At 72.9% G+C, this 22,921-nt stretch carries 16 protein-coding genes; 7 read left to right on the forward strand and 9 right to left on the reverse strand.

Annotated features, from left to right (window positions below):
• Nucleotides 1–100: 100 nt before the first annotated feature.
• On the forward strand, nt 101–979 hold the full coding sequence (locus tag RBJ77_RS42605; protein WP_372349946.1) for a helix-turn-helix transcriptional regulator: 879 nt from the start codon (nt 101–103) through the stop codon (nt 977–979).
• Here RBJ77_RS42605 and RBJ77_RS42610 read toward each other — a convergent pair.
• Complete coding sequence (locus RBJ77_RS42610; RefSeq protein WP_372349907.1) at nt 963–2,432, reverse strand: DHA2 family efflux MFS transporter permease subunit; 1,470 nt, start codon at nt 2,430–2,432, stop codon at nt 963–965. The genes RBJ77_RS42605 and RBJ77_RS42610 overlap by 17 nt on opposite strands.
• Nucleotides 2,433–2,580: 148 nt before the next feature.
• Between RBJ77_RS42610 and RBJ77_RS42615 the strand changes: the two genes are divergently transcribed.
• Both RBJ77_RS42615 and dusB read left to right on the forward strand, forming a co-directional pair.
• Nucleotides 2,581–3,462, forward strand: a complete 882-nt coding sequence (locus RBJ77_RS42615; protein ID WP_372349908.1) for a helix-turn-helix transcriptional regulator — start codon at nt 2,581–2,583, stop codon at nt 3,460–3,462.
• A 75-nt stretch (nt 3,463–3,537) separates the two neighbouring features.
• The gene (gene dusB / locus RBJ77_RS42620; protein ID WP_372349909.1) at nt 3,538–4,671 is read left to right on the forward strand and encodes a tRNA dihydrouridine synthase DusB; all 1,134 of its coding nucleotides are present in this window, start codon (nt 3,538–3,540) and stop codon (nt 4,669–4,671) included.
• Between the two features lie 342 nt (nt 4,672–5,013).
• On the opposite strand, the gene RBJ77_RS42625 is transcribed toward dusB, so the two are convergent.
• A complete protein-coding gene (locus RBJ77_RS42625) occupies nt 5,014–6,957 on the reverse strand; it encodes a glycogen debranching N-terminal domain-containing protein (RefSeq protein ID WP_372349910.1) in 1,944 nt (647 codons plus the stop codon).
• The gene (locus tag RBJ77_RS42630; protein ID WP_372349947.1) at nt 6,954–8,294 is read right to left on the reverse strand and encodes a hypothetical protein; all 1,341 of its coding nucleotides are present in this window, start codon (nt 8,292–8,294) and stop codon (nt 6,954–6,956) included. The genes RBJ77_RS42625 and RBJ77_RS42630 overlap by 4 nt, the downstream gene beginning before the upstream one ends.
• A 131-nt stretch (nt 8,295–8,425) precedes the next feature.
• Here RBJ77_RS42630 and RBJ77_RS42635 point away from each other — a divergent pair, with 131 nt between their 5' ends.
• From RBJ77_RS42635 to RBJ77_RS42645, 3 genes are all read left to right on the forward strand, one after another.
• A complete protein-coding gene (locus RBJ77_RS42635) occupies nt 8,426–9,628 on the forward strand; it encodes an ROK family protein (protein WP_372349911.1) in 1,203 nt (400 codons plus the stop codon).
• Between the two features lie 416 nt (nt 9,629–10,044).
• Complete coding sequence (ppdK, locus tag RBJ77_RS42640; protein ID WP_372349912.1) at nt 10,045–12,762, forward strand: pyruvate, phosphate dikinase; 2,718 nt, start codon at nt 10,045–10,047, stop codon at nt 12,760–12,762.
• A gap of 223 nt (nt 12,763–12,985) precedes the next feature.
• The gene (locus RBJ77_RS42645) at nt 12,986–13,912 is read left to right on the forward strand and encodes an oxidoreductase (protein ID WP_372349913.1); all 927 of its coding nucleotides are present in this window, start codon (nt 12,986–12,988) and stop codon (nt 13,910–13,912) included.
• A 27-nt stretch (nt 13,913–13,939) separates the two neighbouring features.
• On the opposite strand, the gene RBJ77_RS42650 is transcribed toward RBJ77_RS42645, so the two are convergent.
• From RBJ77_RS42650 to RBJ77_RS42675, 6 genes are all read right to left on the reverse strand, one after another.
• Nucleotides 13,940–14,500, reverse strand: coding sequence for a hypothetical protein (locus RBJ77_RS42650; protein ID WP_372349914.1), 561 nt, complete (start codon nt 14,498–14,500; stop codon nt 13,940–13,942).
• Between the two features lie 92 nt (nt 14,501–14,592).
• Nucleotides 14,593–15,378 carry an SDR family NAD(P)-dependent oxidoreductase gene (locus RBJ77_RS42655; RefSeq protein WP_372349915.1) on the reverse strand — a complete coding sequence of 262 codons (786 nt, stop codon included), beginning with the start codon at nt 15,376–15,378 and terminating at the stop codon, nt 14,593–14,595.
• A 100-nt stretch (nt 15,379–15,478) separates the two neighbouring features.
• Nucleotides 15,479–16,063 carry a TetR/AcrR family transcriptional regulator gene (locus tag RBJ77_RS42660; RefSeq protein WP_372349916.1) on the reverse strand — a complete coding sequence of 195 codons (585 nt, stop codon included), beginning with the start codon at nt 16,061–16,063 and terminating at the stop codon, nt 15,479–15,481.
• Nucleotides 16,064–16,497: 434 nt separating this feature from the next.
• Complete coding sequence (gene nirD / locus RBJ77_RS42665) at nt 16,498–16,848, reverse strand: nitrite reductase small subunit NirD (RefSeq protein WP_372349917.1); 351 nt, start codon at nt 16,846–16,848, stop codon at nt 16,498–16,500.
• Nucleotides 16,845–19,400 carry a nitrite reductase large subunit NirB gene (gene nirB, locus RBJ77_RS42670; protein WP_372349918.1) on the reverse strand — a complete coding sequence of 852 codons (2,556 nt, stop codon included), beginning with the start codon at nt 19,398–19,400 and terminating at the stop codon, nt 16,845–16,847. The genes nirD and nirB overlap by 4 nt, the downstream gene beginning before the upstream one ends.
• Before the next feature lies 1 nt (nt 19,401).
• Nucleotides 19,402–20,664 (reverse strand): NAD(P)/FAD-dependent oxidoreductase, encoded by a 1,263-nt coding sequence (locus tag RBJ77_RS42675; protein ID WP_372349919.1) that lies wholly within the window; start codon nt 20,662–20,664, stop codon nt 19,402–19,404.
• A gap of 657 nt (nt 20,665–21,321) precedes the next feature.
• Between RBJ77_RS42675 and RBJ77_RS42680 the strand changes: the two genes are divergently transcribed.
• A complete protein-coding gene (locus RBJ77_RS42680; RefSeq protein WP_372349920.1) occupies nt 21,322–22,641 on the forward strand; it encodes a ferric reductase-like transmembrane domain-containing protein in 1,320 nt (439 codons plus the stop codon).
• The last annotated feature ends 280 nt before the right edge of the window (nt 22,642–22,921 follow it).

Consider the following 22,921-nt stretch of genomic DNA (forward strand, 5'->3'; position numbering starts at 1 on the left):
CTCGGCCGTCCGTCAGACGGGTACCAGAGTGTTCTTATCCTGGTAGAACCTCTACCTGGAAACAGGTTCGCGGTCGGTCCAGGCTGGGAGCGTGACCACCATGACGCAGGACGTGCAGTACGGGGCCGACGCCCGGCCCGGGGAGATCCGGCGGCACGAGCTGGCCGGGTTCCTGCGCAGCCGCCGCGAGCGGATCACGCCCGAGGAGGTCGGCCTGCCGCGCGGACCGCGCCGCCGCACCCCGGGGCTGCGCCGCGAGGAGGTCGCGCACCTCTCCGCGGTCGGCGTCACCTGGTACACGTGGCTGGAGCAGGCCCGCGACATCCAGGTCTCCGCACAGGTCCTCGACGCCCTCGCCCGCACGCTGCGGCTCGACGCGAGCGAACGCGTCCACCTGTTCGGCCTGGCCGGCGCGATCGACCCGACACCGGCGGCCAGCTGCACCACGCTCACCCCCGAACTCCTCGACGTGATCGCCCAGTTGGAGCCGTTCCCGGCCTGCGTGCAGAACAGCCGCTACGACATCCTCGCCTACAACAGCACCTACCGGATGCTGCTGTGCGACCTCGACGCGATCCCGCCCGAGGACCGCAACTGGATGCTCCTGGCGTTCACCCACGAGGACTGGCGGTCGGCGATCGTGGGCCTCGACGACGTGCTGCGCGTGATGGCCGCCAAGTTCCGCTCCGGCATGGCCGAGCACCTCGCCGAGCCCGCCTGGAAGGTGGTCCTGAAACGGCTGACCGAGGAGTCCGCCGAGTTCCGCGAGCTGTGGGAGCGCCACGAGGTGGTGCAGTCCGTGCCCAGCAAGGTGAAGCACTTCCACAATCCGTACGTGGGGCCGCTCGACGTCGTCCACACCGACCTGTGGCTCGGCCGGGACTGCGGGGCGCGCATGGTCACGTACACGCCCGCCGACGACGCGACCCGGGAGCGCCTCGGCCGGCTGCGGGAGCTGGCGCTCAGCCGGAGCTCGTGAGGTCGGCGTCCGCGCGGACCTCAGGATCCGAGAGCCGCTCCGCCGTCCGCCGCGCCGTTCCCCGCGCCCACCGCCCGCTGGTCAGCGCGCCCAGCAGCAGCACCGCGAGACCGCACCCGGCGATGATCCACCAGCAGGTCCGGCTCGCGCCGACGAACGCGTCCGCGTACGACGATCCGGCGACGCCCGAGGCGAGCACCGCGCCGATGACGGCGACGCCGAGGGTCTGGCCGATCTGCCGGCTCGTGGAGGCGACGGCCGCCGCGACACCCGCCTGCGTCCGGGGCATGCCGGAGACGGCGGTGTTCGTGATGGGGGCGTTCACGAAACCGAAGCCGATGCCGAACAGCACGTAGCCGACGAAGAGCGTCACGTTCGAGGTCTCCGCGTCGAACGCCGCGAACAGGACACCGCTCGCGGTCATCATCACGCCCGCCACCAGGAGCGGCAGCCGCGGCCCCCGGTTGCCGACGAGACGGCCCGACAGCGGCGCGCAGACCAGCGTCATCGCCGCCATCGGCAGCATCCACAGGCCCGCGTGCAGCGCGTCGAGACCGCGGACGTCCTGGAGGTACAGCGTCGACAGGAACAGGAAGCCGCCGAGCGCGGCGAACCCGCAGATCGCGATGACCGTGGCGCCGCTGAACGGCGCCGAGCGGAAGAACCGCAGGTCGATGAGGGGTTCGGCGCGGCGCGGCTCGTAGTACAGCAGACCGGCCAGCGAGGCGACGGCGAGCGCCGCGAAGGCGATGGTCCGGCCCGACGTCCAGCCCGCGTCCGGCGCCTCGATGATCGCGTACGTGAGGGAGCCGAGCAGCGTGATCACCAGGAGCTGGCCGACCGGGTCGGGGCGGCGGGCCCTGGGGGCGCGGGACTCGGGGACGTAGCGGACCGTCAGCAGGAGCGCGGCCAGGCCGACGGGCAGATTGACCCAGAAGATCGACCGCCAGCCGACCGAGTCCACGAGCAGGCCGCCGACCAGCGGGCCCGCCGCCATCGAGATGCCGACGACACCGCCCCACACCCCGATGGCGCGGGCCCGCTCGCGCGGGTCGGTGAACGTGTTCGTGATGATCGACATCGCCACCGGGTTGAGCATCGAGCCGCCCACCGCCTGCACCATCCGGAACGCCACCAGGGCCTCCAGGTTCGGCGCGAGCGAGCAGGCCACCGAGGCCGCGGTGAAGACGATCAGCCCGATCTGGAAGACCCTGCGCCGCCCGACCCGGTCCGCGGTCGAACCGGCCAGCATCAGCAGCGCGGCGAGGACCAGCGTGTACGCGTCGATCGTCCACTGCATGCCCGACAGCGTGGCGTCGAAGTCCTTCGCCATGGACGGCAGGGCGACGTTCAGGATCGTGTTGTCGAGGCTCACGATCAGCAGGCTCATGCAGCAGATGGCGAGGACGAGCAGGCGCCGCCGGTGGCTCAGGGACTGTGGTGCATCGGGCATGTATTCGACGGTATCCGGAGCGGCTCCGGGACGGGTACGTGAGGTCATGCCCCCACGGTCGTCGCCCGCTCAGCCGGGTACCAGAGTCTCCTTATCGTGTTACAGGCAGTACCTGGCAACAGGATGAGCGCGGGAGCATCCTGGTGGCATGACCCCCGCCGCCGCCACCGCCGCAGCCGCATCGGCCGACGGACTGCGCCGCGCCGAGCTGGCCGCGTTCCTGCGCAGCCGCCGCGAGCGCATCACCCCGGACCAGGTCGGCCTGCCCGGCACGGCCCGGCGCCGCACCCCCGGCCTGCGCCGCGAGGAGGTCGCGCACCTCGCCTCGGTCGGCATCACCTGGTACACGTGGCTGGAGCAGGGCCGCGCCATCAACGTCTCGGCCGCGGTGCTGGACGCCATCGCCCGCGCGCTGCGGATGGACCCCGCCGAGCGGGCCCACGCCTTCGCGCTCGCCGGGACCACCGACCCGCGCGCCGAGCCCGACCGCCCGGCCGTCACGCCCACCGTCCTGCGGCTGCTGCGGCGCCTGGAGCCCTGGCCGGCCGAGGTGAAGAACGCCCGGTACGAGATCCTCGCGCACAACGCGGCGTACGCCGGCGTCTTCGGCGACCCCGCCGAACTCGAACCCGGGCACCGCAACGCCCTGTGGATGATGTTCATGAACCACCGCAGGGGCGTGCAGTACCTGGACCGCGACGTGATGCTGCCCGAGCTCCTCGCCAAGTACCGCAAGGCGATGGCCGAGCACGTCGCCGAGCCGGCCTGGAAGGCGCCGGTCGAGGAGCTCCTCGCGGTGTCGCCGGAGTTCCGCGAGCTGTGGGAGCGGCGCGAGGTCGCGCCGATGGTCTCGCACGTCAAGCGCTATCTGCACGCGGACCCGGAGATCGGCCTGCTGCGCCTGGAGCACCGCCACATGTGGCTGGCCCCGGACAGCGACGCGTACCGGGTCGTCGCCTACGTCCCCGCGGACGACGAGACCGAGGAACGCCTGGAGAAACTGGCGGGGCGGACGGCCCTGACGGGGTGAGCGCCGGGTGAGGGACAATGGAGCTCTGTCCGTGCCCCATGAAGGTTTTCTCGTACGTCTCCGGAGACCGCCCCGATGACCCAGCAGCCGCTCCACGTCGGCCCGCACACCGTGCAGCCGCCGGTGGTCCTCGCCCCCATGGCGGGGATCACGAACGCGCCGTTCCGCACCCTGTGCAGAGAGTTCTCGGGCGGCAAGGGCCTCTTCGTGAGCGAGATGATCACGACGCGCGCCCTGGTCGAGCGCAACGAGAAGACCATGCAGCTGGTCCACTTCGACGAGACCGAGAAGCCGCGCTCGATCCAGCTGTACGGCGTCGACCCGGCCACCGTCGGCAAGGCCGTCCGCATGATCGCGGAGGAGGACCTCGCCGACCACATCGACCTGAACTTCGGCTGCCCTGTCCCCAAGGTGACCCGCAAGGGCGGCGGCTCCGCGCTCCCGTACAAGCGCAACCTGCTGCGCGCGATCCTCAAGGAAGCGGTCTCGGGCGCGGGCGACCTCCCGGTCACCATGAAGATGCGCAAGGGCATCGACGACGACCACATCACCTACCTCGACGCGGGCCGGATCGCGGTCGAGGAGGGCGTCACCGCGATCGCGCTGCACGGCCGCACCGCCGCCCAGCACTACGGCGGCACGGCCGACTGGGACGCGATCGCCCGCCTCAAGGAGCACGTCCCGGAGATCCCCGTCCTCGGCAACGGCGACATCTGGTCCGCGGACGACGCGCTGCGCATGGTCCGCGAGACCGGCTGCGACGGGGTCGTCGTGGGGCGCGGCTGCCTCGGCCGGCCGTGGCTGTTCGCCGATCTGGTGGCGGCGTTCGAGGGACGCGAGGAGCGGGTCCGTCCGACCCTTCGGGTGGTGGCCGACGCGATGGTCCGCCACGCGATGCTGCTCGGTGAGTGGATCGGCGACGAGTCGCGCGGCGTCATCGACTTCCGCAAGCACGTCGCCTGGTACCTGAAGGGCTTCTCGGTCGGCTCCGAGATGCGCAAGCGTCTCGCGATCACGTCGTCGTTGGCCGAGCTCCGGGCCGGCCTCGACGAGCTGGACCTCGACCAGGACTGGCCCGACGGCGCGGACGGTCCCCGGGGGCGTACCTCCGGCAACAACCGGGTCGTTCTCCCGGACGGCTGGCTCAAGGACCCGTACGACTGCGCGGGCCTCTCGGAGGACGCGGAATCGGACACGTCCGGCGGCTGAGCCCGGTACGGCTCCGCGCCCGCGGGGTTCGGTTCGCCGTGTCGTGCCCGGCCACGCAGTTCCCCGCGCCCCTGGGCGTCTGCCGTGTTGCGGCGGGTTCTTCGAGTGCGGGTCTCGTCGTGGCTGTTCGCGCAGTTCCCCGCGCCCCTGAAGGCATGCGCTTCGCGCAGCCTTCCCCCGCCGGGGAGAGGCCGCCCGAAGGGCGCATCTCCAGGGGCGCGGGGAACTGCGCGAGAAGCTCCACCGGGCCGCGGTCGAAGAACCCGCCGCAACACGGCAGACGCCCAGGGGCGCGGGGAACTGCGCGACCAGCCCCCACGCAGCCGCAGCCGGACCCCGACCTCAACCCCCGACGGCGCTGAGCAGTGCCAAGGGGGCCGCCGCCGAGCGGGACTCGCGGACGCACGCGTACGGGTAGGGGACGGGCGCCGGGTACGCCTCCCGCTCGTACCCGGCGAGCACCTCCGGAAGCCGCCCGCCGCAGGCGCCCGCCGCCGACACCAACCCCTGCGCCACCGCCCGCGCCTCGTCGTGCAGCCCGTACCGCGCGAGCCCCAGCGCGATGAGCGCGTTGTCGTGCGGCCACACCGAACCCCGGTGGTACGACAGCGGGTGGTACGCGGCCTGGCCGGAGGCCACCGTGCGGACGCCCCACCCGGAGAAGAAGTCCGGTTCCAGGAGCCGCCGCCCGACCGCCTCGCCGTACTCCTTGTCGAGCAGCCCCGACCACAGCAGGTGCCCCGCGTCGGACGCCAGCGCGTCCACCTGCCGCCCGTCACCGTCCAGGGCCAGCGCCGGGAACCCGTGCTCGGCCATCCAGAAGTCCCGCAGGAACCGGTCCCGCAGATCGGCCGCGGCTTGTTCGAGGAGCTCGGCGTACACCACGTCGTCCCACACGGTCCTGGCCAGCGCGGCCGTGCGGCGCAGCGCGTCGTACGCGTAGCCCTGCGCCCCGGCCGCCATCACGGGCCCCGTGGCCCGGCTGCCGTCGGCGCAGCAGATCGCGCCGGGGGAGTCCTTCCAGTTCTGGTTGGCGAGCCCGCCCTGGTCGGCGCGGTAGACGAGATAGCCGCGCGACGTGAGCCCGCCGTGGTCGAGCATCCAGCCGACCGCGGCCCGCGCCGCCGGCTCCAGGCGCCGCGCGAGCCGGAGGTCCGCGGTCTGCTCGGTGTACGCGCCGAGCAGCACCAGGAACAGCGGTGTCGCGTCGACCGACCCGTAGTACCGCCCGTACGGCACCTGCCCGAAGTGCGCGAGCTCGCCGTGCCGCACCTCGTGCACGATCTTCCCGGGCTGCGCCACGGCCCCGTCGATCCGCTCGGTGGCCTGCGTCGCGGCGAGCACCGGCAGGGTGGCGGCGGCCAGCTCGGGCCGGTACGGCAGCGCGAACAGGGACGTCAGGAGCGCGTCCCGGCCGAGCAGCGTCAGGAACCACGGCACCCCCGCCGCCGGCACCAGCTGCCGCTCCCCGTCGGGCCCGGCCGCCGGAACCCGCAGCACCGCGAGGTCGGCGAGCCCGCGCGAGCACGCCGCCGCCAGCTCGGGCCAGGCCCCGGGCAGCTCCACCCCGGCCGCGAAGTCCCGTACGGTGTCCGCGAGTTCGGCGGCCACGGACGCCGGGCTCAGCGGCGCCCGCCCGCCGTTCGCCACCACCCGCAGCGTCAGCTCGGCGCTGTCCAGCGGGTCGAGGTCGAGCGCCCACACCAGGCGGCGCGCCCCGGTGCCGGTCTCCTCGACCGCGTCCGGCGCCGGTTCGCTCGTCACCGTCGTCGAGGACCGCCAGTCCCCGCGCGTGTACGTGAACTCCACGCCGTCGTCGAGGACGTCACGGGTGCGGACGGCGCCGGTCTTGACGTACGTACGGTGGTCGGCGCGCAGCTCGAACTGGTCGGCGAAGTCCGCGTCGACCGTCAGCGCGAGCCGTACGGTCATCGGCTCCGGACGGTTCGACACCACCCGAAGGAGCTCCACGAACGATCCTTCCCCGACGGCCTGTTCACGGAAGAGCGTGTACGCGGCGGGTTCCTGGCGGCCGCCGCCGCGCGGCACGAGGACGCAGCGGGCGGCGCCCCCGGTCGCGTCGTCGTACGTCATCCGGGAGAGCACGTCGGGCGCGGCCCCGTCGGCCGTGAGCTGCCAGCGGCACAGGTGCCGGGCGTCCCGTACGAACAGGCCGTCCATCGAGGACCCGCCGCGCACCGCCGTCAGCGCCCCGCCCGCGTCCATCGCGGCGAACGTGGCCCCCCGGACGAGGAGTTGGCGTGCGTGTCCGTGCTCATCGGTCATCCCGAGGTCCTCTCGCCCAGCAGATCAAGGGTCAGCGCGGCCGTCCAGCCGAACCCGCGGGCGCCGCAGCCCGCTCCCGTGTACGGGTCGACGTACTCGGCGAAGTCCGACGTCCCGGCCGTGTCGAGCAGCGCGGCCCGCAGCAGCGCCGCCCGCGCGTGCTCGCCGTGCAGCCGGAGCCCGCGCTCCAGCAGCCAGTTGGTGTTGAACCAGGCGGGCCCGCGCCAGTACCGGTGCGCGTCGAACGCCGCCCCCAGCAGGTCGTAGCTCGGCGCGAGCCGCACCTGGTCGCCCACGCCGAAGTGCGGTCCGCACGCGGTGCGCACGAGCGCGGCCACCACGTCGCGCGGCAGGGCGGGCAGGATCAGTGGGATCAGCCCGGAGACCGTGTACTCCTCGACGAGCCGGCCGCCGTGCAGGTCCCGGCCGAAGAACATGCCCGCCGCCGGGTCCCACAGCCGGTCCACGAGCGCCGCCGTCAGCCGCTCCGCGCGCGCGTGCCGGGCCGTGCCCGCGGCCCCCAGCTCGCAGGCGATCCGGGCCAGGGCGTGCTCGGAGGCGGCCAGCAGTGCGTTGAAGGAGGGGTCCTCGACGGCGAACTGCCCCTGCCCGTCGGCGTATTCACCGTCGCGGTAGTCCATGGCGAGTCGCACGTAGCGGCCGTAGTCCAGGTCCGTCGGGCGGTCGTCGGCCGCGCCGTGCTCCAGGTCCGCGCGCCGGAAGGTGCGCGCGGGGGCCGGTGTCACCCGGCTCAGCGGGGCGTCCCAGCACGGGCTGTTGTCCATGCCCTGCTCCCACGGGTGCACCACCGACGCGAGGCCGCCGCCGCCCAGGTCGCGGCGGTGCAGGAGGTAGCGGTGCCACGCGGCGAGTCCGGGGTAGACGCGGGTCAGGAAGCCGCGGGAGCGGGACAGCGCCGGGTCGGCGCGGTGCACCAGCCACGCGGCGAGCGCGTGGACCGGGGGCTGCACGATCCCGGAGGTCTGCACGGTGCGCGGGGCGCCCGCCGCGCGGCCCGCGCCGGACGAGCGCCAGAAGTCGGGGCTGGGGAAGTACGCGTCCAGCGGGACGTCCGGGTTGAAGACGATGTGCGGGATGCGGCCGTCGCCCCACTGGGCGGCGATGAGGGTCTCCAGCTCCACCTGGGCGCGCACGGGGGAGACGTGCCGCAGTCCGATGGCGATGAACGCCGAGTCCCACGACCACTGGTGCGGGTACAGCGTGCGCGACGGGACCGTCGACGTCCCGGTCCAGTTCGCGTCGAGGGCCAGGACCGCCCGGTCCCACAGCGTGCCGTGCCGCGCGGCCGCGCTCGTGGGGGTGCGCCGCTCGGTGATGTGCTCCACATGCTCTCCCGCGGGACTGCCGGGCTGCCGGTTACGCAGCGGGCAGCATAGAGTTACGTCTGCATGACACGCAAAACCCAGAATGTAACGCGCAGTTGATGAACGCAAGGGGGTTGGCGGCCATGGCGGGGAACCAGGCGAGCGCCGGGGATCTGCTGCAGCTCGTCCGCAGCGGACGGGCGACCACGCGCGGCGCGCTCCAGGAGGTCACGGGCCTGTCCAGGGCCACGGTCGGGCAGCGCCTCGACCGGCTCTTCCGGGCGGGCTGGCTGCGCGAGGGCGCGGCCGGGCCGGTCAACTCCCGGCTGGGCGGCCGCCCTTCGATCCATCTGGAGTTCGACGACGCGCACGCGGTGGTGCTCGCCGCCGTCCTCGACACCCGGCACGCCCGCGCCGCCGTGCTCACCCTGTCCGGGGAGGTGCTCGCCGAGCACACGGACGACCTCACCGTCGAGGACGGCCCCGAGGCGGTGCTGCCGCGGCTCGGCGGCTGGTTCGGCGATCTGCTCAAGGAGGCCGGGCGCGCCGCGGACACGGTGTGCGGCATCGGCCTCGCGGTGCCGGGCCCCGTCGACATCGACACCGGCCGCGTCGTGCAGCCGCCGATCATGCCGGGCTGGGACGGCTACGACATAAGAGGCCGCCTCGCCCGCGCCGCCGCCGAGCACGCCGCGACCGCGCCGGACGTCCCGGTCCTGGTCGACAACGACGCCAACCTCATGGCGTACGGCGAACAGCGCACCGGCCACCCGGACTGCCGCGCCTTCGCCCTGGTCAAGGTCTCCACCGGGATCGGCGCGGGCGTCGTGGTGGACGGCGCGATCTACCGCGGCATCGACGGCGGCGCGGGCGACATCGGGCACGTCCGGGTCCCGGCGGGCGCCGACGCCCTGTGCAAGTGCGGTTCGTACGGCTGCCTGGCCGCGGTCGCCAGCGGCCGGGCGCTGGCCCGCCGGCTCACCGAGGCCGGGGTGCCCGCGGCCTCCGGCTCGGACGTGCGGGACCTGCTGGCGGCCGGGCACCCGGAGGCGGTGCGGCTGGCACGGGAGGCCGGGCGCAGCGTCGGCGAGGTGCTGGCCACCGTCGTCACCCTGCTGAACCCCGGTGTGCTGGTGATCGCCGGAGATCTGGCCGGAACTCCCTTCCTCACGGGCGTGCGCGAACTCCTCTACCAGCGGGCGCTGCCCCGCTCGACGGCCCATCTGGTCGTGGCCCCGGCCCGGCTCGGCGAGCGCTCCGCGCTCATCGGAGCGGGAGCGCTGGTGGTGGAGGAGCTGTACGCCCCCGCGCGGGCCGAGCGGCGGCTCGCGGCGCTGGGCGTGTGACGGGCCCGTTCCGTCCCCGGGACCTGTCCGGATGCTGACATCGGGCCGTCCGAAGCCCCCTTCAAACGGCGTGATTCTCGCCACCCCTGATCACCCTTGCGCTCAGATGAGCGCCAAATCGACGCCTGCACTTCTCCAACTCGTGGCACTGAGTGCCAATGCTCGATCATTTATGACGTGAACACACATGAGAGTAGAGCCTGCTCATGTGAGCGATTATCGGGCTCTACGGGGGTTGACCGTTCAAGAAGTGAACGCATTGACTGGATCTCGGATACCCATCGGTCACTTTCGATCTCCTGGCGGACGGGTGGTTACGGCCGCATGACGGCTAAGTGGACGTACCCAGAGGCCTTGGATCTGGGTATGTTCCTCGCCGTCAGGGCAGCCACCCGAGCCTCGAGGAGTCGAGACCCGTGTCGGAAAACAAAGATCCTCAGGTAACGAAGTTCGTTTACGACTTCACCGAGGGAAACAAGGACCTCAAGGACCTTCTCGGCGGCAAGGGTGCCAACCTCGCCGAGATGACCAACCTGGGGCTTCCCGTCCCTCCGGGCTTCACCATCACCACCGAGGCCTGCAAGGTCTACCTCGACAGCGGCGCCGAGCCGGTGGCACTCCGTGACGAGGTCAGCGAGCACCTCGACGCGCTCGAGCAGCAGATGGGCAAGAAGCTCGGCCAGGCCGACAACCCCCTTCTGGTGTCGGTCCGTTCGGGCGCGAAGTTCTCCATGCCCGGCATGATGGACACCGTCCTCAACATCGGTCTCTCCGACAAGTCGGTGCAGGGCCTCGCCAAGCAGGCCGGCGACGACCGCTTCGCGTGGGACTCGTACCGCCGCCTCATCCAGATGTTCGGCAAGACCGTCCTGGACGTCGACGGCGAGCTCTTCGAGGACGAGCTGGAGAAGGCCAAGCGCGCCAAGAAGGTCACCGTCGACACCGACCTGGACGCCGCCGACCTCAAGAAGCTCGTCACGCGCTTCAAGAAGATCGTGAAGACCGAGGCGGGCCGCGACTTCCCGCAGGACCCGCGCGAGCAGATGGACCTCGCCATCCACGCCGTCTTCGACTCGTGGAACACCGACCGCGCCAAGCTCTACCGCCGCCAGGAGCGCATCCCCGGCGACCTCGGCACCGCGGTCAACGTGTGCTCGATGGTCTTCGGCAACCTCGGCCCCGACTCGGGCACCGGTGTCGCGTTCACCCGCGACCCCGCCTCGGGACACCAGGGCGTCTACGGCGACTACCTGCAGAACGCGCAGGGCGAGGACGTCGTGGCGGGCATCCGCAACACGGTGCCGCTCGCCGAGCTGGAGCAGATCGACAAGAAGTCGTACGACCAGCTCATGCAGATCATGGAGACCCTTGAGAACCACTACAAGGACCTCTGCGACATCGAGTTCACCATCGAGCGCGGCCAGCTGTGGATGCTGCAGACCCGCGTCGGCAAGCGCACCGCCGGTGCCGCCTTCCGCATCGCGACGCAGCTCGTCGACCAGGGCCTGATCGACGAGGCCGAGGCGCTCCAGCGGGTCACCGGCGCGCAGCTCGCGCAGCTGATGTTCCCGAAGTTCGACGAGGAGGCGAAGGTCGAGCAGCTCGGCCGCGGCATCGCCGCCTCGCCGGGCGCCGCGGTCGGCAAGGCCGTCTTCGACTCGTACACCGCCATCAAGTGGTCGCGCTCCGGCGAGAAGGTCATCCTCGTGCGCCGCGAGACCAATCCCGACGACCTCGACGGCATGATCGCCGCCGAAGGCATCCTCACCTCGCGCGGCGGCAAGACCTCGCACGCCGCCGTCGTCGCCCGCGGCATGGGCAAGACCTGTGTCTGCGGCGCCGAGGACCTGGAGGTCGACACCAAGCGGCGCCGCCTCACCGTCGGCAGCACCGTGGTCGAGGAGGGCGACGTCATCTCCATCGACGGGTCCACCGGCAAGGTCTACCTCGGTGAGGTCCCCGTCGTGCCGTCCCCGGTCGTCGAGTACTTCGAGGGCCGCATGCACGCCGGCGCCGACGACGCCGACGAGCTCGTCGGCGCCGTGCACCGGATCATGGCCTACGCGGACCGCGTACGCCGCCTGCGCGTACGCGCCAACGCCGACAACGCCGAGGACGCGCTGCGCGCCCGCCGGTTCGGCGCCCAGGGCATCGGCCTGTGCCGCACCGAGCACATGTTCCTCGGTGAGCGCCGCGAGATGGTCGAGAAGCTGATCCTCGCCGACACGGACACCGAGCGCGAGGACTCCCTCAAGCAGCTCCTGCCGCTCCAGAAGCAGGACTTCGTCGAGCTGTTCGAGGCGATGGACGGGCTGCCCGTCACCATCCGCCTGCTCGACCCGCCGCTGCACGAGTTCCTGCCCGACATCACCGAGCTGTCGGTGCGCGTCGCGCTCGCCGAGTCCCGCCAGGACAACAACGAGAACGACCTGCGGCTGCTCCAGGCCGTGCACCGGCTGCACGAGCAGAACCCGATGCTGGGTCTGCGCGGCGTCCGGCTCGGCCTGGTCATCCCCGGCCTGTTCGCCATGCAGGTCCGCGCCATCGCCGAGGCCGCCGCCGCCCGCAAGAACGCCAAGGGCGACCCGCGCGCCGAGATCATGATCCCGCTCGTCGGCACCGTCCAGGAGCTGGAGATCGTCCGCGAGGAGGCCGACCAGGTCATCGCGGAGGTCGAGGAGCAGACCGGCGTCAAGCTGAAGCTGTCCATCGGCACCATGATCGAGCTGCCCCGGGCCGCCCTCACGGCCGGACAGATCGCCGAGGCCGCCGAGTTCTTCTCCTTCGGCACGAACGACCTCACGCAGACGGTCTGGGGCTTCTCCCGCGACGACGTGGAGGCGAGCTTCTTCACCGCGTACCTGGAGAAGGGCATCTTCGGCGTCAGCCCGTTCGAGACGATCGACAAGGACGGCGTCGGCTCGCTGGTCAAGGCCGCCGCCGAGGCCGGTCGCGCCACGCGCCCCGACCTCAAGCTCGGCGTCTGTGGCGAGCACGGCGGCGACCCGGAGTCGGTCCACTTCTTCCACGAGGTCGGCCTGGACTACGTCTCCTGCTCGCCGTTCCGCATCCCGGTCGCCCGCCTCGAGGCCGGCCGCGCGGCCTCCACCTCCGTGGGCAGCGACCACCGGTAGGACCCGCAGAACCCCCGGAGCCGCCGTCGGTCCCCGACCCTCACCGATCGGCGACGGCTCCGGTGCTCGACGAAAGGGCGGTACCCCTGTGCGGGGGGACCGCCCTTTCGGCATGAGCTCTCCTCGGGGCTTGAGTTCTTCGCGTTCCGGCGGAACGATGCCTGCCTCATTACCGTCCGGTAAGTCGACCGGCGGGCAGACCCGTCACCCAGGGAGCAGGGCCATGAGCGGCTGGAGCGCGCGTGACATCCCGGACCGGAGCGGCACCACCGCCGTGGTCACCGGCGCCAACAGCGGCATCGGGTACGTCACCGCGCGGGAGCTGGCCAGGGCGGGCGCCCACGTCGTCCTCGGCTGCCGCAGCGAGCGGCGCGGCGTCGCCGCGGTGGAGCGGCTGCGCGCCGAGGTGCCGGGCGCCGACGCCGAGTTCGGGCCGCTCGACCTGGGCGACCTCGGCTCCGTACGGGAGTTCGCGGCGGCCCTCAGCGGCCGGCCGCTCGACCTGCTCGTCAACAACGCCGGGGTGATGGCGCTGCCGTACGCCCGCACCGTCGACGGGTTCGAGATCCAGTTCGGCGTGAACCACCTCGGGCACTTCGCGCTCACCGGACTGCTGCTGCCGAGCCTCCTCGACGCGCCGGCCGCCCGCGTCGTCACCGTCTCCAGCGCTCTGCACGCGCTCGCCGACCTCGACCCGGGCGACCTCAACAGCGAGCAGGGGTACCGGAGGTGGATCGCGTACGCGCGCTCCAAGACGGCCAATCTGCTCTTCGTGCACGAGCTGGCCCGCCGCGCCGCCGCGGCCGGGGCCGCCCTCGTCGCCGCCGCCGCGCACCCCGGGTACGCCGCGACGTCCCTCCAGGCGCGGGGCGCCCGGCTGGAGGGACGCAAGGGGATGGAGCGGTTCTACGCCGTGGGGAACCGGGTGTTCGCGCAGTCCGCGGAGGGCGGGGCGCTGCCCACGCTGTACGCCGCGACGGCCCCCGGGGTGCGGGGCGACGACTTCTACGGGCCGCGGGTGATGATGTGGCGCGGGGCGCCGGGCCGGTCGTGGCGGGCGTCGTGGACGCGCGGCGACGTGGCGGGGGAGCGGTTGTGGGCGGCGTCGGAGCGGTTGACCGGGGTGGAGTGCGGCGCCCTGAAGGGGTGAGCGTCGCGGGGGTCCGGGCAGGGTGCGTCAGGTCAGGTCCGACGCATCGAAGATGGCCTTCGCCTCTTCCTCGTCCACCTGGGCGCCCAGGGTGCGGAGCACCTCGACTCCCGTCACCAGCAGGCCGTTCGCCCGGGCCCGGCCGGCCCCCGTCTCGACCCGGTGCCACAGCAGCGGGTTCGCCGTGAGGATCTGCGGGTCCAGCTCCACCCGGGCGCCCAGGGTGTCCCGCAGGACCAGGCGCGGGGTCAGGCCGTCGGCGCGGCGGGCCGAGACCAGCAGGTCCGTGCAGACGTGCCGGCGGCGGAACAGGCCGCGCACCGCGAGCCAGCCGGGGCCCGCCGTGACGCGCGGCGGGTGCAGCACGGCGTACAGGGGCAGCGAGAGGCCCGTCCACAGCAGGACGCGCGGCGGGGTCAGGGTGGAGTGGGCCGCGTCGACGGTCAGGGCGAGCCCGAACACCAGCGCCGTGCTGAGCAGAGCGGCCCGCAGTTCGTGTGCCCAGGCCCGGTCGGTCACCGTCGCCGTCGCGGGGCGGACGGCACCGGTCCGGGTGCCGGGCCCCGACGTCCTCACATTGCGTCCCATGGAGCGCACCGTAGGCCGTAGGGCGGGGCGCTCCGGCGGTTTTTGACTCTGTCCTGACCCGTAACGACTGCTTTTTGACGCGGAACTGACGTTTAGGCCGCCGCGCCGCCGTCGATCACCAGGTCCGCGCCGACCACGGACGCGGCGTCGGACGAGGCGAGGTACAGGACGGCCGCGGCGACCTCCTCCGTCGTCGAGACCCGGCCGAGCGGGGACTGCTCCTTCATCCGGACGTCCCGTTCGGCGGGGGTCTCGTCGGGGCGCAACGACATCGTGGTGTCGGAGGCGCCGGGGCTCACCGCGTTGATGCGGATGCCCTCGGCGACGTGGTCGAGGGCGGCGCCGCGGGTCAGGGCGGAGACGGCGGCCTTCGAGGCGCCGTAGGCGGTGACGCCGGGCCGGGAGGCGTGGGGGCCGAGGTTCGAGGAGACGTTCACGATCGCGCCGCCCGACTCCTGGGTCCGCATCTGGGCGACCTCGGCCTGCAGCGAGTTCAGCACCCCCGTGACGTTGATGTCGAGGAGCGTGCGCCAGTCCTCGGCGGGCAGGTCGGCGACGGGGGTGCCGCCGCGGAAGACGCCCGCGTTGTTGACGGCGACGTCGAGCGTGCCGAAGCGCTCGACCGCTGTACGGACCAGGGCCTTCGTGTCGTCGGCCCGGGACACGTCGGCCGGCTGCGCGAGGGCGGTGCCGCCCGCGGCCTCGATGAGCGCGACGGTCTCGGCGAGGGGCCCGTGCGTCCGCCCGGCGACGACCACGTTCGCGCCCTCGGCGGCGAGGGCGAGCGCGACGGCCCGGCCGAGGCCGGAGCCCGCGCCGGTGACGAGGGCGGTCCGGCCGGTGAAGCGGTGGCGGGAGGCGTGCGACACGGGAGACATGGGTTCCTCTTTCTTGACCGATCGGTTCAGTATGAGGGCAAGTGAAAGACCCTCCGGGCGGAGGGCGAACCGGCTGGTTGGTCGGCTGGCTGGTGTGGTGTCAGTCGAGGAGGGTGAGGGCCTGTGCGGCGGCGTCCCTGACCCGTGCGGGGTCCTGGGACGCCTTGCCGACGACGCGCATGCCCTGCATCAGGACGAGCAGCAGCCGGGCGAGTGCCCGGGGGTCGCGCCCCGCGGGCAGCTCGCCCTGCGCCTGGGCGCGGGTGAGCGTGGTGCGCAGCAGCGTCTCGACGTGCTCCCAGCTGCGCTCGACGCGGCGGGCGGCCTGGGGGTCGTGCGGGGCGAGCTCCGCGGCCGTGTTGGTGACCAGGCAGCCCGTCAGGCGCTGGTCGGTGGTGGTCGACTCCGTGGCGAAGCGGTGGATCAGGGCGCGGACCGCGGGGAGGGCGGGGCCGGCCTGCGACAGTTCGTCGAGCACGGTCGAGTCGGCGGACTCGGCGTACCGGTCCATCGCCTTCAGGTACAGGTCGTGCTTGTTGCCGAACGTGGCGTAGATGCTGGCGCGGCCGATGCCGAGGTGGTCGACGAGGTCCGCCATCGACGTCGCCTCGTAGCCGCGCCGGTGGAACAGCTCGAGGGCCGCTTGCAGCGCGGCGTCCGGATCGAATTCCTTGGTCCTGGCCACGAACCAGACCCTATAGGTATGTGGAACGGTCGGTCAAGTATGACGTGTTCCCCCTGAAGGCTCGACTGCGTCTGCCGGGCCGGTCGTTCGTCGCGGGCTGCCGGCTGTGGTGGGTCGCTCGCGCAGTTCCCCGCGCCCCTGGAGCATGCGGCTCCGCCGCAGCCCCATAGGCGCCCCCTGAGAGGCCGCACGAAGTGCGCCTCGCAGGGGCGCGGGGAACTGCGCGAGAAGCCCCACCGGCCCGCGCTCGGCGGACGGGCGGCCGTGGCGCGTGGCCGTGCTTTTTTGGGGGCGCGGGGAACTGCGCGAGAAGCCCCGCCGGCCCGCGCTCGGCGGACGGGCGGCCGTGGCCATGGCGCGTGGCCGTGCTTTTGGGGGCGCGGGGAACTGCGCGATCAGCCATGACGGCGTGCCAGTCGAACCGTAGGCCGGGCCTACGCCGCACGTACCGCGTAGGCCCGGACGGAGACCGTGTCGTCGTCCAGGCAGCGGCCCGTCTCCAGGTCGAAGCGCTGCTTCAGGAGTGGCGACGCCACGAACGGCCGGCCGAGGGCGGAACCGAGCAGGCCGCGCGAGAGCACCGCCGCCCCGGTGAACGGATCCGTGTTGTCGACGGCGTGCACCCGCCCCGCCCGGTCCAGGAAGACCGCGGCCTGACGGCCGTCGGGCAGCAGTGCCGCGACGCCCCGCCCCGGCGTGAGCCGGTCCAGTTCGCACACGGACAACCACTCGTCGTCCAGGCCGAGTTGCACCATTACCGTCGTCTTCTCGGGAGCGATCGTCATCGTACGGCGAGTCCTTCCAGGGGGATGAGGGGCAGCTCGGGCTTGATCTGGTCGCGCTCGGGGACGAAGCGGACCGTCGGGTCCGGGGTGTCGGGGGCGTTCACGAACGAGACGAAGCGGGACAGCCGCTCGGGGTCGTCGAGGGTCTCGGCCCACTCGTCCCGGTAGTGCGCGACGTGCGCCCGCATCAGCGCCTCCAGCTCGTCGCAGATGCCGAGCGAGTCGTGCACGACGACGTCCCGCACGTGGTCGAGGCCGCCGTCGATCCGGTCCAGCCAGGCCGCCGTGCGCTCCAGGCGGTCGGCCGTGCGGATGTAGAACATCAGGAACCGGTCGATCAGCCGGATCAGTTCCGCGTCGCTCAAGTCCTGTGCGAGCAGGTCGGCGTGACGGGGCGTCATGCCGCCGTTGCCGCCCACGTACAGGTTCCAGCCGTTGGCGGTGGCGATGACGCCGAAGTCCTTCGACTGGGCCTCGGCGCACTCGCGGGCGCAGCCGGAGACCGCCGACTTCAGCTTGTGGGGGGACCGCAGGCCCCGGTAGCGCAGCTCCAGGTCGATCGCCATCCGCACCGAGTCCTGCACGCCGTAGCGGCACCAGGTCTGCCCGACGCAGGACTTCACGGTGCGCAGCGACTTGCCGTACGCGTGCCCGGACTCGAAGCCGGCGTCCACCAACCGTGCCCAGATCATGGGCAGTTGATCGACCCGGGCGCCGAAGAGATCGATGCGCTGACCGCCGGTGATCTTCGTGTAGAGCCCGAAGTCCCGCGCCACTTCGCCGATCACGATGAGCTTCTCGGGAGTGATCTCGCCGCCCGGGATGCGCGGCACCACCGAATAGGAGCCGTTCTTCTGCAGGTTGGCGAGGAAGTGGTCGTTCGTGTCCTGCAGGGCCGCCTGCTCGCCCTCCAGGACGTAGCCGTCCGCGCCGATCGACGGGGCCAGCGACGCGATGATCGAGCCGACCGCCGGCTTGCAGACCTCGCAGCCCTCGCCGCCGCGCGCCTCCTCGCGGCCGTGCTCGTCGAGCAGCTGGGCGAAGGCCGTGACGCGCTTGACGCGGACGATCTCGTACAGCTCCTGGCGCGTGTGCCGGAAGCAGCCGCACAGGCCGTCGTCGCCGGACTTCGGCAGCAGCTGCCCGATGAGCTTGACGCAACTCCCGCAGCCCGTACCCGCCTTGGTGCACTTCTTCACCTCGGGCAGCGAGGTGTGCTCGCAGATCTCGCCCTTGGTCACGTTGTGGCAGGAGCAGATGACGGCGTCGGCGGGCAGCGCGTCCGGGCCGAGCTGGGCGGGCGCGCCCGCACCGGCCGGCAGCACCAGCGCCTCGGGCGCGACCGGCGGCACGGTCCCGGTGAGCGCGCGCAGCGTGCCGTAGGCCTCCGCGTCACCCACCAGGATCCCGCCGAGCAGCTCGCCCTCGCTGCCGATGACGAGCTTCTTGTACGTGCCCGAGCGCGAGTCCGAGTAGACGACGTCGAGGCAGCCCTCGGTCGCGCCGTGCGCGTCGCCGAACGAGGCCACGTCGACCCCGAGCAGCTTCAGCTTGGTGGACAGGTCGGCGCCGGTGAACGACGCCTCCGTGGACTCCTCGGCGATGGCCGCGGCGGCCGTCAGGGCCATCTCGTAACCGGGGGCGACGAGCCCGTAGACCCGGCCGTCGGCGGCGAGGGCGCACTCGCCGATCGCGAACACGTCGGGGTCGCTGGTGCGGCACCGCTCGTCGACCGTGATGCCGCCCCGCTCGCCCACCGACAGGCCCATGTCGCGGGCGAGTTGGTCGCGCGGGCGGACACCGGCGGAGAAGACGACGAGGTCGGTGGCGAGCTCGGAACCGTCCGACAGCTTCATGCCGCGCACCGCGCCCGACGCGTCGTCGGTGACGATCTCCTGCGTGCCGACCCCCGTGTGGACGTCGATCTTCATGTCGCTGATGGTCTTCAGGAGGGCCGCGCCGCCGCCCTCGTCGACCTGCACGGGCATCAGCCGCGGCGCGAACTCCACGATGTGGGTGGCGAGTCCGAGCCCCTGCAGCGCACCCGCGGCCTCCAGGCCGAGCAGTCCACCACCGACCACGGCGCCGACCGTCGCGTTGTTCTTGGCGTAGTCCTCGATCGCGTACAGGTCCTCGATGGTCCGGTACACGAAACAGCCGGTGGCGTCCTTGCCGGGGACGGGCGGCACGAACGGGTACGAGCCGGTGGCGAGCACGAGCGTGTCGTACGCGACCTTCAGGCCGGAGCGCGCGTGCACGACACGGGCGTCCCGGTCGACGACCACGGCGGGGTCGCCCACGTACAGCTCGATGCCGTGCTGGTCGATGAACTCCGGGTCCGTCATGGAGAGTTCGTCGGGCGTGGTGCCCGAGAAGTACGAGGTGAGGTGCACCCGGTCGTAGGCGGGGCGCGGCTCCTCGCACAGGACGACCACGCGGTGCGTCCCGGTCAGGCCGCGCTCGGCCGCCGCTTCGAGGAAGCGCTGGCCGACCATGCCGTGGCCGACGAGGACGAGGGTGGGCTTGGCCGTTGTGGCCGTGTCGGTCGCCATGTCAGAGGCCTCCGTCGTGAGTGAGCAGGTGCAGCAGCGGCGGGGCGCCGGCATCGGTGGCGGCGGGCAGGGATTCGTCCGACTCCCAGGCGTGGGCGAGCGCGCCGACACTGGCGAGCTCGCCGACCAGGACGCCGCCGACGAGGCGGTCGCCACGGACCACGACCTTGCGGTACGTGCCGCGGGTCGCGTCCGTGAGCTGCACGACGTCGTCGCCGGGCAGCGCCTCGGTCTCGCCGAACGCGGCGAGGTCCAGCGGGCCCGCCTCGTGCGGGAGGGTGAGCCGGGTCAGGGTGCGGGTGCCGGTGTACGCCGTCGTACGGCCGGTCCCGGTGAGCAGACCGGCGAGGGCGTCGGCCTGTTCCAGGGCGGGGGTCGCGAGTCCGTACACGGTGTCGGCGTGCTGGGCGCAGTCGCCGACCGCGCGGATGTGCGGATCGCTGGTGCGCAGCTCGTCGTCGACCACGACGCCCTTGCGGACGTCGAGCCCCGCGGCCTGCGCGAGACCGGCCCGCGGCCGGACCCCGCAGGCCAGCACGGTGACGTCGGTGTCGAGGACGTAGCCGTCGTGCAGTTCGACCCGGCGTACGTGACCGTCCTCGACGCGGACGCCGCGCACCCGGCACTCCGTGTGGATCTCGACGCCGAGCGCGGTGAGATGGCGGCGGACGAGTTCGGAGGAGCGCGGGTCGAGCTGGCGCTCCATCAGCCGCTCCGCCTGCTGGGTGAGGACGACCTGCGCGCCGCGCCGGGCCAGCGCGCGGGCCGCGGACACCCCGAGCAGGCCGCCGCCGATGACGACGGCGCGGGTCCCTTCGGTGACGGCCCCGGACAGGGCCAGACAGTCGTCCATCGTGCGGAACGGGTGGACGCCGCCCGGCAGTTCGGTCGCCCCCGGGGCGAACAGGCCGCGCAGCGGGGGCAGGACCGGGTTCGAGCCCGTCGCGAGCACCAGGGTGTCGTAGGCGACCTCGGCGCCGTTCTCGCACTGGACGAGGCGGCGGTCGCGGTCGATGCGGACGGCGCGCGTGCGGAGGCGGGGGCCCGGGGTGCGGGGGAGCTCGATGACGTCCGGGCCGTACGTGCCGGCCAGGACCTCGGCGAGCAGCACCCGGTTGTACGGGGCGTGCGCCTCCTCGCCGATCAGCACCGCGCGGTCGCCCAGGCGCTGGGCGAGGCGGGTGCCGGCGAGGCCGGTGCCGATGACGACGACACGGTTCCCGTCCCGGGGGGCGTCGTGATCGTGCTCGTGCGGTGCGGTCATGCTCCGCAGCGTGCGGGGCGGGTGTTTCCCGGTGGCGTCCCGATGGTTTCTCCGGGGGAACGGTGGGCTCAGCGGTGGGGCTGGCCGGGTGTGAGGGCCGATTTCGGGTGGGCGGGTCTGGGGGTGGGTGGGTGCGGGTCCGGTGGGGGCGGTCCGCGCAGTTCCCCGCGCCCCTGGGCGTCTGCCGGGTTGCGGGGTGTTTTCGACCGAGGTCCGGTGGGGCTTCTCGCGCAGTTCCCCGCGCCCCTGAAGGCATGCGCCGGCGCGCAGCCTTCCCCGCCGGGGAGATGCCGCCCGAAGGGCGCACCTCCAGGGGCGCGGGGAACTGCGCGAGTAACCACGACGCGACGTGCAGACGGATTCGGTCCGGGGCGTGGCAGACGCTCCAGGGGCGCGGGGAACTGCGCGAGCAACCACGACGTGACCCGCACCAGAAAACGATGCGGGACATGGCAGACGCTGAAGGGGCGCGGGGAACTGCGCGGGCAACCACGGCGTGACCTGTAGACGGAGACGCTCCCGGGGCGCGGGGAACTGCGCGATCCGGTCCCAGCGGTCCGCGCCCGGCTTAACGCCCGCTCAGCGAGTCCTCAAGGCCACCTTAAGGATCACGGACACCCACCTGACCAGCGGATTCGCCCGCCTAACCTGCGGAGCGTGAGCAGCGACAACCCCCAGATCACGCCCCGCACCCTCCGCACCACCATCACCGCGGGCGCCACCGTGGTGATCGCCCTGTGGGCCGCGCAGGCCCACCCCTCGGCCCGCCCGGACGCCCTGTTCGCGACCGGCGCCCACCTCACGGGGCTGCTCGCCGGGTACGGAATCCTGGTCATGCTCTTCCTGATGGCCCGGGTCCCCGCGGTGGAGCACGGCATCGGCGCCGACCGCCTCGCCCGCCATCACGCCCGCGGCGGCCGCCACGTCCTCACCCTGTGCGCCGCCCACGTCGTCCTCGCCCTGTGCGGCTACGCCGTGCACACCGGCACCGACCTGGTCACCGCCGTCACCGACCTGCTCGGCTACCCGGCCCTGGCCGCCGCGGCCGCCGGCACCGCGCTGCTGGGCGCGGTCGGCGTGAGCAGCGCCCGCGCGGTCCGCCGCCGCGTGGGACACGGCACCTGGCGCGGCCTGCACCTGCTCACCTACCTCGGCGCCGCCCTCGCCTTCGCCCACCAACTGTCGGGCCCGGACGTCGCGGGCGGCCCGCTGAGCCTCGGCCTGTGGTGCCTGCTGCACGCGACGGTCGCCGTGCTGCTCGTCTGGTACCGGGTCGTCGTCCCCGTACGGCAGGCGCTCCGGCACGACCTGCGCGTCGTCGACGTCCGCGTCGAGGGCCCGGGCGTCGTGTCGGTCCTGATGCGCGGCCGCGACCTCGCCCGGCTCCGCGCGGAACCGGGCCAGTTCTTCCGCTGGCGGTTCCTGCACCGGCGGCTGTGGCGCACTGCGCTGCCGTTCTCGCTGTCCGCGCCGGTCGACGGCGACCACGTACGGATCACCGTGAAGGCCGTCGGCGACCACACGCGCCGGGTCCGCAGGCTGCGGCCGGGGGTCCGGGTCGCGGCCACCGGACCGTTCGGCGCGCTCACCGCCCACCGGCGCACCCGCCGCAAGGTGCTGCTGCTCGCCGGGGGAGTGGGCATCACACCGTTGCGCGCCCTGTTCGAGACGCTGCCCGGCGCACCCGGCGACCTCACGCTCCTCTACCGCGCGAACAACGCCGAACAGCTCGTCCTGCGCGAGGAGTTGGAGACCATCGCCCGCACCCGGCAGGCCGGACTGCACTACCTCCTCGGCCCCTCGGACGCGTCCTTCGACCCGCTCGCCCCGCAGGCCCTGCGCAACCTCGTGCCCGGACTCGCCGAGCACGACGTCTACCTGTGCGGGCCGCCCGGGATGACCGCCGCCGCGACGACGGCCCTCGTCCGGGCCGGTGTCGCCGAGGAACGCATCCACGCCGAGTCCTTCACGTACTGACAGCCCCCCCGCACCCCGCCCCGCCCCGACCTCCGGAGAGACCGCCCATGGGCCGCCACCGCAGAACCACCCGCCCCGCCCCCGCCCCCACGCTCCGGTCCCGCCGGCAGCTCACCGCCTGCCTGGCGTCGGCCAGCGCGCTGTTCGCGGCCTGCCTCGCGCTGACCGTGGACCCGGCCGCGCCGCCCGCCCCCGACCGGGCCGTCCCGCATGCCGGGACGGCAAGCTCAGAAGACGCTCAACTCTCCACACATTCGTGGACGGCACACGTATCGCGTCC

It is taken from the genome of Streptomyces sp. KL116D (assembly GCF_030766975.1).
GTDB classification, from domain to species: Bacteria; Actinomycetota; Actinomycetes; order Streptomycetales; family Streptomycetaceae; genus Streptomyces; species Streptomyces longispororuber_A.

Bases quoted from the DNA above. Each gene is read 5' to 3' on its own strand.
- RBJ77_RS42645 (WP_372349913.1), top strand. From the start codon at position 12,986: ATGAGCGGCTGGAGCGCGCGTGACATCCCGGACCGGAGCGGCACCACC.
- RBJ77_RS42610 (WP_372349907.1), bottom strand. From the start codon at position 2,432: ATGCCCGATGCACCACAGTCCCTGAGCCACCGGCGGCGCCTGCTCGTC.
- dusB (WP_372349909.1), top strand. From the start codon at position 3,538: ATGACCCAGCAGCCGCTCCACGTCGGCCCGCACACCGTGCAGCCGCCG.
- RBJ77_RS42625 (WP_372349910.1), bottom strand. From the start codon at position 6,957: ATGACCGATGAGCACGGACACGCACGCCAACTCCTCGTCCGGGGGGCC.
- nirD (WP_372349917.1), bottom strand. From the start codon at position 16,848: ATGACGATCGCTCCCGAGAAGACGACGGTAATGGTGCAACTCGGCCTG.
- RBJ77_RS42615 (WP_372349908.1), top strand. From the start codon at position 2,581: ATGACCCCCGCCGCCGCCACCGCCGCAGCCGCATCGGCCGACGGACTG.
- RBJ77_RS42650 (WP_372349914.1), bottom strand. From the start codon at position 14,500: ATGGGACGCAATGTGAGGACGTCGGGGCCCGGCACCCGGACCGGTGCC.
- RBJ77_RS42605 (WP_372349946.1), top strand. From the start codon at position 101: ATGACGCAGGACGTGCAGTACGGGGCCGACGCCCGGCCCGGGGAGATC.
- RBJ77_RS42675 (WP_372349919.1), bottom strand. From the start codon at position 20,664: ATGACCGCACCGCACGAGCACGATCACGACGCCCCCCGGGACGGGAAC.
- RBJ77_RS42655 (WP_372349915.1), bottom strand. From the start codon at position 15,378: ATGTCTCCCGTGTCGCACGCCTCCCGCCACCGCTTCACCGGCCGGACC.
- RBJ77_RS42635 (WP_372349911.1), top strand. From the start codon at position 8,426: ATGGCGGGGAACCAGGCGAGCGCCGGGGATCTGCTGCAGCTCGTCCGC.
- nirB (WP_372349918.1), bottom strand. From the start codon at position 19,400: ATGGCGACCGACACGGCCACAACGGCCAAGCCCACCCTCGTCCTCGTC.